Below are 18,312 nucleotides of genomic sequence, written 5' to 3' on the forward strand. Positions count from 1 at the left end.
GGAAATCCGCTTCCACAGGTGCTGCCATGGGAATGTTCAATCGACTGCTGTTGTCCGCCTGCCTGCTCGCCGCCACGCAAGCGCAAGCGCTGGACAGCAACTTCAACTACTACGGGTCGGACCAGCCTTTTGCCCACCCTGCTCCGCCGTCGCTGTCCGCCCAGCCGCCCCGGCCGTTCGATGACACGCCGCCTCAGGACTTCATCGTGATCCCGGATCGCCACGTGTTCCATGATTCGCAACTGCCCACCGTAGCCGACGCCACGGTCCGGGTATTTATCCGCACCTACGATGCCGAGCGCGGCATCTACGTCAACGACGAAGTGCTGGACCCGACGTGCGTGCTCGAATGCCTGAGCCAGCCGAATCCACGCAGCAACGCCGTTTACCACTGACGTTTGTCCGGGCGGGCCAGGCCGAGTTTTTCGATGCGATAGCGCAGCATGTCGCGGCTCAAGCCCAGCAGGCGCGCCGATTTGGTGACGTTCCAGTCGGTCTTGTCGAGCATCTTGCGCACCATGTCGCGCTCGACCTCCGGCAGGTTCATCGACTCGGTGTTGCTCGCCGGGCGATTGTCGAAGTGCGGCACTTCATGCTGAAGCTGCGGTGGCAACTCGTCGCACAGGCTCATGCACACGTTCAACTGGTGCGCAGCGATGGTGTCGCCCGGCGCCAGCAGCACAGTCTGTTCGAGCATGTTGCGCAACTCGCGCACGTTGCCCGGCCAGGTGTAGCTGAGCAGTAGTTCTTCGGCCTGATCGCTGAAATGCAGGTTCGGTTTGCCGTAGCGTTTGCCGTGACTGGCGAGGAAGTGCCGGGCCAGCAGCAGGATGTCATCGCCACGGGCGTACAGGCGCGGAACCTTGATCGAGATGATCCGCAGACGGAAGAACAGGTCGCGGCGGAATTTGCCCTGCTGGACCATCTGCTCAAGGTTGCAATTGGTGGCGCTGATCACCCGCAGGTTGACCTTGCGTTCCTTCACCGAACCGACCCGGCGAATGGTGCGATCCTCCAGCAGCTTGAGCAGCTTGGCCTGCAGGATCAGGTCCATTTCACCGATTTCGTCGAGAAACAACGTACCGCCGTCGGCGGCTTCCACCAGACCGACCCGGCGATCCTTGGCGTCGGTGAACGCGCCTTTCTCGTGGCCGAACAGCTCCGACTCCACCAGGTTGGAGGGAATCGACGCACAGTTGAATTCAATGAACGGACCTTTGCTGCGCGGGCCGTCGAAGTGCAGCGCACGCGCCACCAGTTCCTTGCCGGTACCGGTCTCGCCCTCCACCAGCACCGGTGGAAGGTCACCGCTGGCCATGCGCCGCTCGGCTTCGAGCAACTGGCCAATGGTGTTTTTCAGATACTGCATCGGGGCCGACTCGCCGATCAGTGCCTGGACGCCGGATTTCTGCGCCTCGCGCTCCTGATAGAACGACAGCGTGCGCTCCATTTTTTCAGTCGCCAACGCTTTGTCCAGCAACAGCTTGAGCTCGGGCAATGCGACCGGTTTGGTGACGTAATGAAAGGCGCCCTCTTTCATCGCGACCACCGCGTCTTCAACGTTGCCGTAGCCGGTCATCATGATGACTTTCAGATCCGGCGCGCTGATGCGCAGCTTCTGGATCAGGTCGTGACCGCTCATGCCCGGCAGCGAGTTGTCGGTCAGTACCACGTCCGGATTGAAGCGGCCCAATTGCTCCAACGCGTCCTCGGCCGAGTGGCAGACCGTCACCTCGAAGTCTTTGCGCTCAAGGTAGGTCTGGATATTCTCGGCCAGCAGTTCGTCATCCTCGACCAGCAGAATGCTGTGTTCCATATTCCCCTCCCGATGCCACTCTAAAATTGAGACTGACGCGGGTTCCTTCCTGCTCGCGGCTGGTCAGCACGACCGAGCCCTGAAAACGCTCCATGATTCTTTTGACCAACGCCAGGCCGACGCCGAGACCGCCCTGCTTGGTGGTGAAAAACGGTTTGAACACCAGTTGTTGTTGCTGCGCGCTCATGCCTTTACCGGTGTCACCCAAGGTCACACGCACCTGTCCGGTCTGCGGTGTTTCAATGTCGACACTCAGCACACCACCCTTGGGCATCGCTTCCAGGGCATTGGCAAACAGGCTATTGAGTATTTGCGTCAGCAGCACCTTTTGACTGACGACCGGCGGACAATTTTGCGGGGTAAATCGTACTTCGACGCCGTTGCGCCGAATCAGCGCGTCGAAAGCGCCAAGCGTGTCTTCGACTGCCGCACACAGATCGACCGCCTCGCCGTCATCGTTCATCGGGCGCAGCGACACCAGCAACTCACGAACCCAGCGCGACATGCGATCGACCTGACTGATGATGTCGCCGATATTGCGTTGCGCGCCTTGATTGGCCACTTCCTGGGCCAGTTCGGCGCTGGAGCGGATGGTCGCGAGCGGGTTGCGCAGGCTGTGCGCGACCGCCGAGGACATTTCACCCAAAGCCACAAAGGTTTCGTTGCTGATCAGCTGTTGTTGCTGGCTTTGCAGCAGCGTCGAGGCGCGCCGCACAATCCAGAACAGTCCCAGATAAATGGCCGCGCCACCCAGAATCGTCGCGGCCCAGATCGAAGCGAATCCGCGATCGATTCGCTCGACCAGATCCGCCGGTTCCTTGTAGATCTCGACCATCGCAACGACCTTGCTCTTATCGGCGTTGAACATCGGGATGTAGTTCTCGATGAACAGGTATTTGGGTTCGCGCGACAGTTGCTGCTCAGGTTTCTCGTCATCGATTTTGTGGTAGCTGGAGGACACCGACACTTTCAGCTCGAATGACTCATCCAGCTCATCGTCGTCCTCGAACTTCGCGCCGATCAGTTCCGGATTAGTCGACCAGATCACCGTGCGATCGAGCGCATAGACCGTCGCCAGCAGGATGTCCGGCAAGTGTTCGACATGATCGAGAAATTCGGCGCGGGCCGAGACATGGGCCAACGGATCGACATCCGGATAGTTGTTGTCCTGCCGCGGATCGAGCATCTCGCCCATGGTGCGTTCTGGCGTGATGCCGGCGTGGCGCATCTCTGCATCGCCGATGGCCTGGACGAATTGCGCGGTCAGCAATGCATCGCGTTCAACGCTTTCGGTGACCACAAAGCGTGTAGAGATATAGCCCAGCCCCAGCGCCACGGCCGCGATGATGAAAAAGCTCGCCAGGGAAAACCAGCGCAGCAGATTGAACTGTCCACCCCAGCTTTTGATAACGGCCAACGCTGCGTTCGGCGCCGGTAGTTTTTGTTCGTCCAATGGTTGCATGGGTATGCCCTGGCGTTTTTTTGTATCGGGCCGCTTACAGCCGTTACACGAAACAGTGTAGGTGGCATTCGGCGTGACATACGGCTCGATGATGCTATTTAGCCGCTACTGCATCCGGCTGATTGTTTCACTCGCAGAACCTGCTGTTTCTGGCGTCAAAGCCCCGTCGGCCAAGGGTTGCGCGGACGGACGCTGGCGTTCGGTTTCAGCACTCAGAAAGTCGATGATCGACTGCGCCGACTGCTCGTCCAGACGCAAATTGGGCATCGGAATCCGCTCGTATTGCTCGAACAGTTGCAGCGCAATCGGATCCTTTTCCGCCAGCACACGATCAGGCTCGCGAATCCAGCGATTGAGCCAAGCCGGATCACGCTGTCGGGTCACACCGATCAGATCCGGGCCGATGTTGCGCATGCCGATACCTTCGCCATCCTGCGGGCCGAGGCTGTGGCAGGAGGCGCAACGCGTCCGAAACAGTTCCTCACCGTTGCTCGGCGGGCGAATTTCCGGGGCATTGGCATAGCTTTCTTCGACGCTCGGCTGCTTCCAGTTCTGCAGCGTATTTGCTAGCTGATCGGCGAGGATCCACGGGTTCTCGAACGGCGAGGCCTTCATCCAGCGCCCGGTGCTCTGGTTGCCGACGATCAGGCTCAGGTTGTGATCCTTGGTGCGACCGTTATCGACGCCCTCAATGAACAGCCCGAGTTTCTTGCGCAAGTCGGTGACGTCTTCGAATTCGCCGGTGAGGAATTTCCAGCCGGGACCGACCTTGAAGCGTTGCGCGTAGGCCTTGAGCACTTCGGGGGTATCGCTCAGCGGATCAATACTGATCGAGTAGAAAAAGATGTCCTGCCCGACCCGATCCCCCAGCAGTTTCTGCACCTGGCGCAGGCGCGCGGTTTCCAGCGGGCAAGAATCGCTGCACGAGGTGAAGATGAAATTGATCACCACCACCTTGTCCTTGATCAGGTCATCGAAAAAACGCACCTGCCGACCGTCCTGGTCGGTCAGCAGGGTGTTGGGGAAATAGTCGCCACCCCACGGGGTGGCGGATTCGCTGGCGCCTTCGGGCTGCGCCTGATGGGCGATGAGCACCTGACTGCCGAGCAGGCAGGTGACCAGCACCAGGATCAAATGCATGCCCAGGGCGCGGGAGCGCGGCGTTGGCTGTGTCATGTCGGCTCCCTCCCTGCTCATGGTTTCACGACCACTTGCGGGCCAAAGCCATCGCCAGTGCGGAAGGTTGGCAGCGCGGCAGAGTTCACGTAGCGCACGCCATCCCAGCTCGGCAGCGGTGTCGGCATCAACTGCAGTTGCCCGGGTTTCTCGAGGTCCCAACGCAGCAGCATCGAGTTGTCCTCATGCTGGGTGTTGTGACAATGCTCCATGTAGGTCCCGGCAAACTCGCGGAAGTTGATTGCCATCTCGACGCTGTCCAGCCCGTCGGCTTCCGAACCGATGCGATAGACGTCCTTGCGCGCCCATTTTTCCCACTCTGGTGGTGCCTTGCCGCCACGGCTGAGAATGATCCCTTCCTCGAAGTGCACGTGTACCGGATGGCTCCAGCCTTTGCCGCCGGCCTTGATGTTCCACACTTCCAAGGTGCCGATGCCGCTGACCCCGGCGTCGGTCGGGCCGCTTGCCAGTTTGGTCGAGGCATTCAACCGGCGTGGGTCCATGTGGAAGCCAAAACCACCATCGGTCTTGATCGTCCACGGCGCTTCATCGGTGCCGTCGGAGCGGCCGAAGATGAAGGTCCGGTGCAGCGCCTTGGCCAGCAGCGCCTTGTCGGCAGCGTTGTCGCGGTGGATCTTCAGCGGGATCATCACCTTGCCTTCAGCCTTGCCCGGTTTGGCCGGTTCGTAGGCTGCCGGATCCATGGCCAGATCCTGGCCAGTGAACGCCTTGACGTTGAGTTGCAGGACCTTGCCCACCACCGGGTCACCCTTGTCCCATTGCGGCCCCTTGCTGGTCTGCTTGATCACCGGCAGGTATTTCTCCGAGAGCACATCGGCCAGCGGAATCACCTCTTTCGGGCCTTTGCCATCGTCTTGCGCCTGGAGGTTGACGAAGAACAGCTTGTCCCCCGGCTTGATGCCGTTTTTCGCGAAGTTGACGATGATGTCGAAGCGCTCGGCGATGCCCTGGGTTGGCAGGATCGCGTTGTGGTTCTGCTTGTCGCCGTCGGCATCCAGATCCATCGAGCCGTCGAACGGCACGCTGTGTTCCATGATGTTGCCGTCGTTGGCAATCATGTGGAATGGCACACGGCTGTAGGACACACCGGAGTTTTTCGGCCCCTGAAACTCGCCGCCCGTGCCTTTGACTTCCCGCACCAGCGCGAGCTTGAAGTAACGCGACACCGAACCGTTGAGGATGCGGAAGCGATAACTGCGTGCCCGCACGTCGAGGGTCGGTTTCCATTGCCAGTTGACCAACACTTGATCGCCAATGAAGCCGTCGGTGTTGAACGGGTTGAACCACAACTGACCTTGCTGATCCCACGCTTTGTCGGCGAACACCAGGTTGACGTCGTAGTCACGGTTGCCCCACGGCAAGCCGCTGCCACTGGGGAAACGCAGGTTGACGCCATCGTTCACCGATTCGTTGCCACGGTCCAGGGCGCTGTAGTAGTTCATCATCGCCGCGTTGCCCTTGTAGACGTTCTGCGCGGTGAAATCGAGCATGTGATCGTGGAACCAGTGAGTGCTCATGGTTTCGCGCCAGTCGCCGCGAATCTTGATGGTGCCGTGGTCGCAGGTCTTTTTCGCAGGCTGCAGGTCGTTGACCCAGAGGGTTTCCCCCGGCGCGCAAGGGAATGCCGCGCGTGGGTCCTCGGCCTTGGTGTTGATGCTGTCGTAACCGGCAAGCTGGATCGGCCAGCGATAGTCGTAGAACTGGCCGGGAAAGAAGAACGCGTTGGCATAGCCGTCACTTTCCGCCGGCGCGTGACCGTTGTGTTCGTGGGTGGTGATGGTGTGCAGACCGAAACCACGGTTGGCCGATGGATCGATCGGCAAGCCGTTGTAATGACGCATCAGCACCGGTTGGCCGTAACGCACCATCAGCAGTTTTGGCGGCAGCGTGCCGTCGAAGGTCCACACCGAATTGTGGTCTTGTGGCGGCATCGCCGGGTGGAAGCGTGGATCGACACCTTTTGCCGTGCCATCGGTCGCCGGAATCCCGGCCACGTTGTGATACAGCCCGCCCGGGCCGAACTCACCGACGGCGTAGCCGTGCATCTGCCGGCTGTCACGCAGACCGCCGTTCAGCCGTGCGCCGGTTTGCACGGTCTTGTAGGCGACTTGCGGGTAGAACTCGTTCCAGCGCTGATGGGCCCAGCCTTTTCCCGGTGGCCGGCCTTCTGCAGAGGAACCGATATGGCGGTTGAGGAACAGTTCGATCTGCGCCTGCCACGGGTTGCGGTCGACCACGTTGGCAAACTGACTGGGGAATGGTGTCAGTCCCGGTTGACGCAAAAACGCATCCAGCGCCGTGCCGGGCGGTGCGCTGCGGGCGACATTGTTGGGGTCCTGGGCCGGGGCCGGGCCGATGGCCGCTGGCGGGAAGCTCAGTGGAGCGGCCGGCGTGGTCGGGTCGAGTTTTTCCGGGCCGAACTCTTCGAACAGAACCAGTTGCTGGGTGAACGGCAGCGCTCCGAACAGCGGGCTCGGCTTGCCGTTGGTGGGGTAGTTGAAACTGGTTTGCGCGGCTGGCGGCAGGATGTTTTCCGTGCGCGTCGTGTTGCGCGTACCTTTGACCCCGTCGGGCAAATCGAAGGAATCTTCGTTGGCCTCGGGCATCGTCAGAATGGCATTGAGTGCCGCCGGCTCATCGGCCGGTTCGTCGTAGTACGCCGAGGGGTCGGAAGTTTCCGGCTGGCTTTCGTCATCGATCGGGCTCGCTCGAACCACGGTCATGGTGCCGAGGGTCAAAGCCAGAAAGACGCTCAAAGGCGTCAGCAGAAATAACTTGTTGGGGTAACGCGTTGTTCTGTCCATCACCAGCCGCCTCATCTAAGGAAGGGGTGATGGTGTTTTGCAATTACCTCGCCAAAAAATCATTTCCAGTTGTTACAAGGACTTGGGAGTGCTGTTGGTTTCCCCACTCCCCGGTGACCGGGGCCTGACACCCAGTGCTGGGGGAAAGTTCACCCCAATTTACTGAATGAGCTGAAACGCCAGACGAACGGTAGTTCCCTGTCCTTCCCGACTGTCCAGCGTCACGGCGCCTCCGAAGCGCTCCATGATCCGCTTGACCAATACCAGCCCAACCCCAAGTCCACCCTGTTTGGTGGTGAAGAACGGCCGGAAGGCCATGCTGCGCTGCTCTTCATTCATGCCCTTGCCGGTGTCGCTGAGCATCACACTCACACGACGGTTGTCCTGTGGTTCGAGGCTGACCGTCAACGTTCCTCCTTTGTCCATGGCTTCCAGAGCATTGGCCAGCAAGCTGTTGAGAATCTGGGTAAGTTGCACCTGCTGGCTGAGCACCATCGGCGTCTGCTGGGGATGAAACACAACGTGTACGCCGGCTTTGGCAATCTGTTGTTCGAACGCCATCAGGCTGTCGTGCAGTGCCGCGACCAGATTCACCGGTTCCGGCTCGTCATTGAGCGGGCGCAGCGATTGCAGCAGCTCCCGCACCCACTTCGACATGCGGTCGACCTGACCGATGATGTCATTGATGTTCTTGTGCGCCGGCCCTGCATCGAACTCCAGCGCCAGCTCGGCGCTGGAGCGGATCGTCGCCAGCGGATTGCGCAGGCTGTGGGCGACTGCCGAGGACATTTCCCCGAGCGCTACGTAGGTTTCGTTGGCGATCAGCTGTTTTTGCTGCGCCGCCAGCAAAATCGCCGCCCGCCGCACGATCCAGTACAACCCCAGATAAATCAGTCCGCCACCCAGCGCCGTCGCCAGCCAGATCAGCGCCAGCCCCCGCTCCATCCGGGTGATCAGGTCTTTGGGTTCTTTGTAGATTTCGACCATCGCCGTGACATTCTTGCCCTCGGCATCGAACAGCGGGATGTAGTTCTCGATGAAAATGTATTCGGGTGGCACCACGAATTTCTGTTCTTCGCGCCCTTTGTCGACGTCGTGGTAGCTGGCCGACACCGGGATTTTTTCATTGAATGCACGATCAAGGTCATCATCGGCGTGAATGCGGGTGCCGGTCAGCGCCGGGTTGGTCGACCAGATCACCAAACGATCCGGCGCATAGATATTGGCGAGAATCACGTCGGGCAAATGTTCGATGTGATCGAGAAATTCGCCTCGGGCGCTGGCGCGGGCCGCCGGATCGACGTCGGGAAAGTCCTTGTCCTGGCGCGGATCGAGCAACTCGCCCATGGTGCGGACATTGGGGATCGACACATGGCGCACCTCTGCCGCCGCAATGGCCTGGATGAACTGCGCGGTCAGCAGCGCGTCGCGCTGCACACTTTCCTCGATCACGAACCGGGTCGACACGGTGCCGAGCGCCACAGCCACAGTGCCGATCACCGCCATGCTGATCAATGAAAACCAGCGCAACAGATTGAACGGCTGCTTGCGCGAGTTCAGCCGCAGGCTGCCCTCCTCGATTGGTAGCGATTCTGACTGCATGTTCATGGCGGCGACTTCCCGATACGTCCCTATAGGGTTATAGCCCACGGTTGGGGGTTTGCCCGGATGCGGGTGCCCCATCCGCCCCCCCCCCGGATATCCACAAAACCCTGTGGGAGCGAGCCTGCTCGCGATGACGGTGTGTCTGCCCAGGTAATGTTAAGTGTGCCGACCTCATCGCGAGCAGGCTCGCTCCCACAGTTCGGGTTTGCGGATTGATCCCCACAATCCCCAATGCTGGGGACAGTCGCCCTATCCGGACCTTCGTCCTTTCCCTCGCACCCAGCCTCGAACCCTTGTGCCACGGGCCTTTGCTGCCTGTTGATACGTCGTTGGTATGGAAGTTGTAAAGGCCTGCTGCAACTGACCCAACCCCAAGGGGCAGGTACTTCGATAGAGGGATTTACTCATGCACCCTTTACTGTCCAAAACCGCGACCGTGCTGGTCGTGAGCGCTCTGGCCCAGGGCATTGCCCAGGCCGCTCTGTTCGCCGTCGACCCAGGTCCCTACACACCGGCCAACGGCGGTTTCGCCAGCTGGTATCAGGACACCCACGGTCGCACGCTGGATCTGTGCCTGTCCAAAGCACTCAGCTCCCGCGTGCCAAGCACACCGGGCGCCCCGTCGTACATGTGCTCGCTGCTGCCGACTCCCGGCGTGTTCGACGACGCGCAGCCGATCGTCTTCCCGACCAACTTTCCCGATGAAGCGTTCTGGTTTACCGGCGAAACCACCATCGTCGACGCCGCTCGCGGAATCGATCTGACCTACGTCAGCGCCGTCGAAGCCGCGTTCGCCGCAGAGGAACCGGTCGAGGGTGATCAGGTCAGCTTCGCGCGTATCCGGATCAGGGTGGATGTCCCCACCGCCGGCACCTACGTCATCACCCACCCGTACGGCGTCGACGTGTTCAACATTGACACCCCCGGCCGGCGCGCGATCAACATGACCCGCGACATCGGCATCGGCACCCCGAAAACCTACGACGGCGCGCTCAAGGGTGACATCGGCCCGTTCCTGCGCAGCGTCAACGGCCCGTACACCGAGACCAACCCGGTGACCGGTGCGGCCGAGCAGTTTGTCGGCGACCCGAACCTCAACGAGGCCGTGACCGGCAGCCCGTTCAATACAAACTTCGTGCGTATCGAAGGCCCTGGCGGCATTGATCTGCGCACCACCACGTTCGCTGTGTCCGGCAAGTTGTCGACCGTGGTTCGACCAACACCACTGATCACCGAGCGCAGCACCTACTCGCGCAAACCCGGCGACAGCGCACCGGTTGCCCAACAAGACGTATTCGTCAAAGCACCGCCAGCGCCCGGCACAGCCGCCATCACCAGCAGCACCCCGGTGGTGAACATGAAAGAAGCCGACAGCACCGGCAGCTGGTATGCGCAATCGTCGGTCAACCCGACCTTGCCGACCGTGCTGCAAGTGACCGCCGACAACCACCTGGCCATCGCCACCAGCTCGCCGACCACACTGCCCATGAACCTGACTGACCTGGTGGTGATCCAGCGCGCCGAGTACAGCCTGAACTCCGGGCAATTGACCGTGATCGCGTCGACCAGTGACGAAACCTCGCCACCGGTGCTCACCGTCACGTCCGACGGCGGCGCCGCCATCGGCGCCCTGGGCGGCGACGGCGCGGTGAAAACCCTGACGACCGGCATCTCGCCGATTCCACCGGCCAGGGTTCGGGTGACGTCGTCCAACGGCGGCAGCGATATCGAAGAAGTGGTCATCGTGCAATGAACGCTCACATGCCCAGATCCGCATCAGGAGGCATCATGAACAAGTGGCCACGCTTTGCGCTCAACGCGCTCGGGCTGACAATCTCGCTGACCGGCAGTGCGTTCGCGCAACTGGCCGCTGTCGATCCCGGTCCCTACACCTTCGCCACCGGGAAATTCCCGATGTGGTATCAGGACAACAACCAGCTGTCGATGGAGCTCTGCCAGTCGCGCGCCGCGAGCTCGCGAGTACCGGTCAGCACCCCGCCGGCGTACATGTGCACCCTGCTGCCGGAACCGGGCATCTTCGATGACACCCTGCCGATGGTGTTCCCCGACAACTGGCCACCGGAAGCCTTCTGGTTCCTGGCTGAAACCAACATTGCCAACAATGGCGCCGGATTCGGCATGGACGCCTATGTGGCCGGGATCGAAGCGGCGTTCGCCTCGGAAAACCCGGTGGATGGCGATCAGCAAAGCTTCGCGCGGATCCGCATCCGGGTGAACGTACCCGTGGCCGGCACCTACACCATCACCCACCCCTATGGTGTGGAAACGGTGAATGTCACCACCCCCGGCCGACGTGCGATCAACATCACCAAAGACATCGGCATCGGCGCGCCGGGCAACTTCAGCGGTGCGCTCAACGGCGCCATCGGGCCATTCCTGCGCAGCATCAACGGCCCGTACACCGAAGTGAACCCGGACACCGGCGGTATCGAGACCTTCGTCGGCGACCCGAACCTCACCGAAGCGGTGACTGGCAGCCCGTTCAACACCAACTTCGTGCGGATCGATGGTCCTTCCGGCGTTGGCTCGATTCAGACCAATCTGTTCACCGTTGCCGGCAAGGTGCTAGACAACCGTCAGCAAACCCATGTCGCCATCGACCGTGCTACCTATCGCCGGACTTCGGCCGGGGTACGCGCCGAAGTGTTTGCCAAGGCCGACACCAGCTCGACCCTGTGCTTCCGCGAAACCCTGGCGCTGCTGCCCGGCCCGCCACCGACGCCTTGCCAGACCAGTCTGCTGGGTGACAACAACGGGTTGTTCTTCGGCCAGCGTCTGGGCAATGGAACCCTGCCGTCGGTGGTGGTCGTGACCGCGACCAACCCGGCCGGCACCACCCGTCCGACGGCCGTCTCGGCCAAGCTCACCGACGTGGTGAAAATCCAGACCGCGCGCTACAGCTGGGCCAACCACAGCCTGCTGATCGAGGCCACCTCGACCGACGAGGTCGCCGTGCCAGACATGGTTGCGCAGGGCTACGGACGGCTTTCGAAATCCGGCACCCTGCAACGCATCACCGTCGCCGACCTGACCCAACCACCCGCCACCGTTACAGTGAAATCCGCTGCCGGCGGCAGCGATACCGAGGCGGTCGTAGTCGTCGGCACCGCGCCTGACACCGGTGAAAACCAGGCGCCGTTGTCCGTCGCCGACACCGGCAGCACCAGCTTCGGCGTGCCGATCACCCTCAGTCTGTTGACCAACGACAGCGACCCGGACGGCAACGTACCGCTGACCATCACTGCGCTGACTCAACCGGCTGCGGGCCAGGGCACCGTTGCCCTGAACGGCACCACATCGGTGGTCTACACCCCGCCAGCCGTAGTGAACGCGCCGCTGACCACAACCTTCACCTACAAGGCCCAGGACAGCAAAGGTCTGGCCTCGGTGAACCCGGCGACCGTGACGATCAGCGTTGCGCCTAACCGGCCACCGACCGCCGTCGCCGACAGCGTCGCCACCCTGGGTGTCGCGATCCCGATCAACGTGCTGGCCAACGACACCGATCCGGAAGGCAACACACCGCTGGGCGTCGCCAGCCTGACCCAACCGCCGGCAGGACGCGGCACAGTCAGCACTGACGGCACGGTGATCACCTACACCCCACCGGCCACCGTGACCACGGCCTTTACCACGACCTTCACCTACATCGCCCGGGACAGCTTCAACGCCCAGTCGGCGCCGGCGACGGTCACGGTGCAGGTGTCGCCACGGCCAGCGGCGGAAACCTTCACCATTACCGCTTCAACGGTGCAAGCGCGCTCGGGTGGACGCTTCAACTGGGACTTCACCGGCACCTCGTCAGTGACTACCGGCAACACCATCACCGTGCAAGTCACCACCCCGACCGGGCTGGTCACGCTGGGTACAACCACGGTGCCGGTCACCGGGCGCTGGCGGCTGACGCTGAACAACACGACGGTAGTGCCATCGGCTAATCCGACCGCCACCATCCGTTCGTCCCAAGGCACCGTGCGCACGGTGTCGGTAACCACCCTCTGAGCCCACGCCCCACTCACCCCACACCGTTCGATGCGGCGTGGGTGGGGCCCGCTCAGGCCGGATTTCGGATTCAGGACAACACAGGACAACGCCATGAACACGCCGACCGCCGCCCTGCTTTGCCTGCTCGCCTTTTGCGGCAGTGCAGGCGTGCGCGCCGACGACCTGATGGAAAACGATGACCTGGCGCCCTCCACCGACCTCGGTGAACTGCCGGCCCCGGTGGGCCAGCAAGCGCTGATCGACCAGAACGGCCAGGTCAACGTGGCCTTGCTTGAACAAAACGGTCAGTCGCTGCTCGGGCGGATCGTGCAGTCGGGCAGCAATCAGGAGGCGTACATCCTGCAACAAGGCAGCGACCTGATGGCCTTGATCACGCAAAATGGTTCCGGCAACGCCGCATCCATCACACAAAACGGCAGCCACAACCGCGCGCAGATTTCGCAAAACGGCAACAACAACGACGCCAGCATCGAGCAGGCCGGCACGGGGCTGCAGAGCGCCGTGACCCAGTCGGGCAACGGAATGAGCGTCTCGGTCAAGCAATACCGCTAAAGCCCTGCAACCTTGGAGAGTTCATCATGTTCAAACTGACGCCCCTCACCGCCGCGATCCTGGTCATGATCAGTGCCCAGGCCATGGCCGATGACAGTGTTTCAACCCAGAACCAGTTCGGGACTGCCAACATCGCCGATGTGAAACAGACCCAAGCCCCGTTCAGCACCGCCACCCAGACCCAACTGGGGGAAGGCAACAACGCCGCCGCCGTGCAGGACACCGCCACCAGCGTCATCACCCAGGACGCCGTCGGCGACTACAACGCCGGTTACGCCGAACAGCTGTTCGAAGACAACAGCACCATCACCCAGCAACAGACCGGCGCCTTCAACACCGCCCACGCCAGCCAGTCCCTCGGCTTCGGCGCCGGCAACCAGGCCCTGCAACAACAGCAAGGCACCGGCAACTTCTCGTTCGTCTACCAGGACTCGCAGAACGGCAGCGAAGGCAAGACCTTCCAGTTCGGCGACAGCAACGAAGCCAACATCGAGCAACTGTACGAAGGCACTGGCAACAGTTCGGTGATCACCCAATACGGCACCGCCAACTACGGCACCGCCGAACAGGTACTGCACAACGGCGGCCAGATCGGCATCAACCAGGCCGGCGCAACCAACTACGCCTACGGCGACCAGCGCAACGGCACCGGCGGCAACATCACCATCAACCAGTTCGGCAACCTCAACGGCACCGAAATCTGGCAAGACTCGCAACTGGCCAGCCAGGCCACTGTCAACCAGTACGGCGACAGCAACGAAACCGTGGTCGACCAAAGCTTCGGCGAAAACAACACCGCCGCCGTCACCCAGGTCGGCAACACCAACGCCATCTACGCCGACCAGTTCGAATCGGTCAACTCGACGCTTGCGCTGTATCAAGTCGGCAACGGCAACGTGCACTTCACCTACCAGAACGGCGACGGCCACGTGCTCAATGCCACCTCGGCGGGTGACAACAACAAGGTCTACGCCAGCAACTGGAAAGGCCCGCAACTGGGCGGCCAGTTCGGCAGCAACCAGCGCGCCACCGTCACCCAGGCCGGCAACGGCAACATCGCCAGCTTCAAACAGGACGGCATCGGCCACATCATGACCACCAACCAGACCGGCACCGGCAACAAAACCACCGTCAGTCAGGCTGATTCCTACAACGAGCTGTACTTCGACCAGAACGGCAGCGACAACATCCTCATCGCCGATCAGCGCGGCACTACCAACCTGATTCAGGGCTCGTCGAACGGCTCGGGCAACAGTGCCGAATTCGATCAATCGGGCACCGGCAACCAGGCGTATACCGCACAGCTGTACGGCAACGACAACATGATCACCGTGAAACAGGCTGACACCATGAACGTGGCGTACGTGACCCAGGGCGGCACGGGGAACATTGCCAATGTGGATCAGAGCGGGATGACCCAGACCGCGAACATTCAACAGTTCGGGTCGGCTAACCAGGCGACGGTTTTGCAGCAGTAAGCGTTGGGTGTTGGAAAACCGCGACCTGGTGAAGGTCGCGGTTTTTTTTTGCGCTGGCGCTTGAGTGACGTCCTACGGAAAACGGAACGTTTTCAGAAATTCAGGGAGTTTTCTGACGAATTCTGGCGGTTGGCCGTCGGAAGTGCAGGCTCTAGGATTTGCCGGGACAACTTGATCCCCATGGAGCTTGGCCTACATGCAATTCATCCAGACAGCGACGACAGCGATACCGTTAACGAATAGACTTCCAGGCACCCAACCCGGAGGTTCCATGATCGACCCGTCTTTGATCGACCCACTGTGCCCGGTTGTTTCGGATCTTGATCCTGAGGAACAGGCTGCGAGTTATGACCGTTGGTTGATCGCCAAAATACAAGCTTCCATGAATGACCCACGTCCGAGTATTCCTAATGATCAGGTGATGGCCGAAATGCATGCCCTGATGGAAGCAAAGCGTAAAAAATACGATGCAGGTTGAGTGGCAGCCCGAAGCTCGGGCTGAACTCCTGCACATTCTTGACTACATCAGTGACCGGAATTTCAAAGCGGCTAACAAGCTTTCAAACGCTATCGAAGCCGCCACGGTTACCCTTACCAAACATCCACACCTCTATCGAGTGGGGCGAACTCCCGGCACTCGTGAGATGGTCGTACATCCCAACTACCTGCTTATTTACCAAGCGGTGGGCCGGATAAATATTCTGGGCGTTGTGCACGCACGTCAGGAATATCCGTGATGTGGCGCTCGGTCACAGAATGAATAACCCCACTGAAGCAAAAAATGCGCTCCCTTTTGGGGGCGTTTTTTTTCGCTGGTGCTTGAGTCGTTGATCGTTCCCACGTCGAACCGACTCTGGAAATGCCTCAAGGGACGCACCGCGTTCCAGCTCGCGAATTTGACGCTGAGCGTCAGGGGCTGCATTCCCACGCAGAGCCTAGGAACGATCAATCTGGTGCTGCGGTGCAGTCCTTGTTCGACGCCTGAAGTGCCTCGTACTTGCGTTGCACCTCTTCCATCAATGCCTGTATTTCAGCCATCACTTGCTCATGCGGGATATTTGGACGCGGGTCATCGATTGACGCTTGGACTTCGGCACGGAACCAGCGGTCGTAGCTGGCGGCCTGATCTTCGCTTTCGAAGTCTGAAACGATTGGGGATATTTGGGGATCCATGGTGGCTCCAGTTGGAATGTGAAAAACGCGACCCCATTGCTGGGCCGCGTTTTTTATTGGGGATGTGCTGGATCAGTCCTTCAGTTCAACGTGATCCAAGGCCTGATTTACGGCCAGTTCACCCAGCATGAGGATCTGTGCGATGCCCAGGGCGGTTTTGCGGTGGGCGGGATCGAGGGTGGCGGCGAAGTTGTTGAGCATTTCGCTGGCCGAGCCCAGGGATTCGCTGGCGTTGGCGAGCAGGCATTCGGTGTTGTAGGCCGGGTTGGCGAGGTACATCGGGGCGGGTTCGTTGACGCTGCCCATGATGTGAGCGCCGGGGCAGAGGTAATGATCGAGGGCGCGTTCGGCGGCTTCGTGGAGTTTCTTCGAGTTGACGGAGGTGTATGGGGAGGTTGGGTCGGTTTCGAGAGTGGCTTCGGGTGGGTTTGGCGTTGGTTTGAACATGGTGAATCTCCGATCCTGAAATGAAGCTGCCCCATTCGGTTTCCGAACGAAGGGGTGGCAGCTGTACGCAGGCTGGAAACCCGGGGAACGGAGAACCCGGTTGACCCGAAGGTCTCCCGCGCACAGCCGCCATAACGGAGTGCACACTTTTTAAGGTGCGCAAGCATACGTTATGAAAAGCGCTTGTGCGCTCGGTTCTCGTCGGGTTTCCAATCCCGATCGCTGAATTGGCAGCGACCGAAACAGGCTAGAGCCCGCGCTTCCGACGGACAACCTGAAAACCTTGTGGGAAGGATCGGCAAAACCGAAACAACTTTTAAACATTCGAGAATGGAACGCGGAGCGTCCCCGGCTGCATTCCCACGCGGAGCGTGGGAACGATCAATCGGGTGCGGACGCTCGCTACCGCACAAGGCTCACGTACAGCCGAAAGTGATCGGTCGGCTGTCAGGCCGCCATCGCGAGCAAGCTCGCTCCCACAGAAAAGCAGGAGCCAAACAACCAAGCTCCAGCTTTTGCTTCTCACCACTCAACACAATGAGCGTTAGCTCGAGTACCGCTCTTGACGTGCCGGCCCCTTCGGAAGGCTGAGTGGAGGGATTTATCCGGGGGTGGGAGCGCAGCGACCGTTTGGCGAAGCCAAACACATCGAGAGGAGGTGCAGCGAAGCAAACCGGAGGCGATGCCCCCGGATGAATCCCGGAGCGAAGGAACCCCGAGCCCCAGCGAGGGGCCGAACGCCGGGGCCCAGACCTTTGCTTCCTTTGGGGCGTTTGCCAAAGGGAGTCGCCGTAAGGGCGAAACCATAAGAAGCCGTTACCGCAGCAACGGATATGTACCCAAAACCCCAAAGGAACCTGGTCGGCCCAAAGGCCGCCAAGTTCACTCAGCCTCCGGATCCACCACCTTGTTCTGAGTCAAATACCGATTCAACACATCATCCTGCGAAGGCGTAGAACTATCCCCCGCCACCTGCCACAACCGCCGCTCGATCCCCTGCGCCACCATATGCCCCACCGCCGCCTCAATCGCCGAAAGCACACACAACTGCGCCGGCTCATTAGTCGTATAACCCACCTCAGCCTCGAGCAACTTCTTGAACTCGATAAACTTGAAAATCCCCGCACTGCGCGCCACCGAATAAATCGTCTTGCTGGTCATCACATTCGCCAGCACCTGCCCGCTACGCACATCCACCGCACGCAGGTTCACGGTCACCTGGTCAACCCGGTACTCCCGGGAAATATCGATCCCCAGATACCGCGCCCCTTCCCCACCGCTACGCACGTTGGTGTCGTAAGCGATGATCCCGCCCTCAAGCATCATGTTCGCCGCCTGCAACGGTGGCAGCTCACCCTGGATATTCACCGGCGTATTCGGCTTCTTCTGCGAGGCACGAATGATCTTGCGCTCGGTCAACAGGTTCTGCAGCCCTTCACGTTCGAGCACCACAAACCAGCCGCTGGCCTGCATCGCGTCCATCAACATCGACGCCGCGCCCTGGGTGACACTGGTGGAAAACGAGCTGGCCGGCGTCGGCTTGTACTGCCCGGTCTGGTCACGGAAGCCATACACCACCGCCATCAACCGGCCCTTGGGTCGTGGCATGTTCAGCAAATCGTAGTAGGTCGAGGCCCTGGGGGTCAGGGTCGGGGTCTTGGTGTCCTGCTCGGCCGGCATCGGCTCGCGCAGACTGCACCCTTGTAATGCTGCCAACATCAGCCCTAGCGCTATTATTTTTTTCATATCCAT

Annotated in this window: 15 protein-coding genes; 7 read left to right on the forward strand and 8 right to left on the reverse strand. The window is 60.8% G+C overall.

What is annotated here, in order from left to right; all coding sequences use genetic code 11:
• Positions 1 to 26: 26 nt before the first annotated feature.
• Positions 27 to 395: a hypothetical protein gene (locus N8H71_RS25305; protein ID WP_262196094.1), complete on the forward strand. Its 369-nt coding sequence runs from the start codon at positions 27 to 29 to the stop codon at positions 393 to 395.
• Here N8H71_RS25305 and N8H71_RS25310 read toward each other — a convergent pair.
• The 5 genes from N8H71_RS25310 to N8H71_RS25330 all read right to left on the reverse strand — a co-directional run bounded on the left by N8H71_RS25310 (position 386) and on the right by N8H71_RS25330 (position 8,887).
• Positions 386 to 1,816 (reverse strand): sigma-54-dependent transcriptional regulator, encoded by a 1,431-nt coding sequence (locus N8H71_RS25310; RefSeq protein ID WP_262196095.1) that lies wholly within the window; start codon positions 1,814 to 1,816, stop codon positions 386 to 388. The genes N8H71_RS25305 and N8H71_RS25310 overlap by 10 nt on opposite strands.
• On the reverse strand, positions 1,785 to 3,278 hold the full coding sequence (locus N8H71_RS25315; protein ID WP_262196096.1) for a sensor histidine kinase: 1,494 nt from the start codon (positions 3,276 to 3,278) through the stop codon (positions 1,785 to 1,787). Before N8H71_RS25315 ends, N8H71_RS25310 begins: the two co-directional genes overlap by 32 nt.
• Positions 3,279 to 3,383: 105 nt before the next feature.
• Positions 3,384 to 4,454, reverse strand: coding sequence for an SCO family protein (locus N8H71_RS25320; protein WP_262196097.1), 1,071 nt, complete (start codon positions 4,452 to 4,454; stop codon positions 3,384 to 3,386).
• 17 nt (positions 4,455 to 4,471) lie between these two features.
• Positions 4,472 to 7,279, reverse strand: a complete 2,808-nt coding sequence (locus tag N8H71_RS25325; protein ID WP_262196098.1) for a multicopper oxidase domain-containing protein — start codon at positions 7,277 to 7,279, stop codon at positions 4,472 to 4,474.
• Positions 7,280 to 7,438: 159 nt separating this feature from the next.
• A complete protein-coding gene (locus N8H71_RS25330; RefSeq protein WP_262196099.1) occupies positions 7,439 to 8,887 on the reverse strand; it encodes a sensor histidine kinase in 1,449 nt (482 codons plus the stop codon).
• Between the two features lie 403 nt (positions 8,888 to 9,290).
• Here N8H71_RS25330 and N8H71_RS25335 point away from each other — a divergent pair, with 403 nt between their 5' ends.
• The 6 genes from N8H71_RS25335 (at position 9,291) to N8H71_RS25360 (ending at position 15,677) form a co-directional block, all read left to right on the forward strand.
• Positions 9,291 to 10,637 (forward strand): hypothetical protein, encoded by a 1,347-nt coding sequence (locus N8H71_RS25335; RefSeq protein ID WP_262196100.1) that lies wholly within the window; start codon positions 9,291 to 9,293, stop codon positions 10,635 to 10,637.
• A 35-nt stretch (positions 10,638 to 10,672) separates the two neighbouring features.
• Positions 10,673 to 12,907 (forward strand): Ig-like domain-containing protein, encoded by a 2,235-nt coding sequence (locus N8H71_RS25340; RefSeq protein ID WP_262196101.1) that lies wholly within the window; start codon positions 10,673 to 10,675, stop codon positions 12,905 to 12,907.
• A gap of 93 nt (positions 12,908 to 13,000) precedes the next feature.
• A complete protein-coding gene (locus tag N8H71_RS25345; protein ID WP_262196102.1) occupies positions 13,001 to 13,462 on the forward strand; it encodes a curlin in 462 nt (153 codons plus the stop codon).
• Positions 13,463 to 13,488: 26 nt separating this feature from the next.
• The gene (locus tag N8H71_RS25350; RefSeq protein ID WP_262196103.1) at positions 13,489 to 14,940 is read left to right on the forward strand and encodes a curlin; all 1,452 of its coding nucleotides are present in this window, start codon (positions 13,489 to 13,491) and stop codon (positions 14,938 to 14,940) included.
• Between the two features lie 271 nt (positions 14,941 to 15,211).
• Positions 15,212 to 15,418, forward strand: a complete 207-nt coding sequence (gene relB / locus N8H71_RS25355) for a type II toxin-antitoxin system RelB family antitoxin (protein ID WP_119429836.1) — start codon at positions 15,212 to 15,214, stop codon at positions 15,416 to 15,418.
• Positions 15,408 to 15,677: a type II toxin-antitoxin system RelE/ParE family toxin gene (locus N8H71_RS25360; RefSeq protein ID WP_179695643.1), complete on the forward strand. Its 270-nt coding sequence runs from the start codon at positions 15,408 to 15,410 to the stop codon at positions 15,675 to 15,677. Before relB (N8H71_RS25355) ends, N8H71_RS25360 begins: the two co-directional genes overlap by 11 nt.
• A gap of 208 nt (positions 15,678 to 15,885) precedes the next feature.
• Here the strand turns inward: N8H71_RS25360 and relB (N8H71_RS25365) are convergent, their stop codons facing one another.
• The 3 genes from relB (N8H71_RS25365) to N8H71_RS25375 form a co-directional block, all read right to left on the reverse strand.
• Positions 15,886 to 16,113: a type II toxin-antitoxin system RelB family antitoxin gene (relB, locus tag N8H71_RS25365; protein WP_262196104.1), complete on the reverse strand. Its 228-nt coding sequence runs from the start codon at positions 16,111 to 16,113 to the stop codon at positions 15,886 to 15,888.
• Between the two features lie 72 nt (positions 16,114 to 16,185).
• Positions 16,186 to 16,560, reverse strand: a complete 375-nt coding sequence (locus N8H71_RS25370; protein WP_262196105.1) for a DUF6124 family protein — start codon at positions 16,558 to 16,560, stop codon at positions 16,186 to 16,188.
• A gap of 882 nt (positions 16,561 to 17,442) precedes the next feature.
• Positions 17,443 to 18,306, reverse strand: a complete 864-nt coding sequence (locus N8H71_RS25375; protein WP_262196106.1) for a CsgG/HfaB family protein — start codon at positions 18,304 to 18,306, stop codon at positions 17,443 to 17,445.
• Positions 18,307 to 18,312 lie beyond the last annotated feature (6 nt).

The organism is Pseudomonas koreensis, assembly GCF_025447595.1.
Taxonomy (GTDB): Bacteria; Pseudomonadota; Gammaproteobacteria; order Pseudomonadales; family Pseudomonadaceae; genus Aquipseudomonas; species Aquipseudomonas koreensis_H.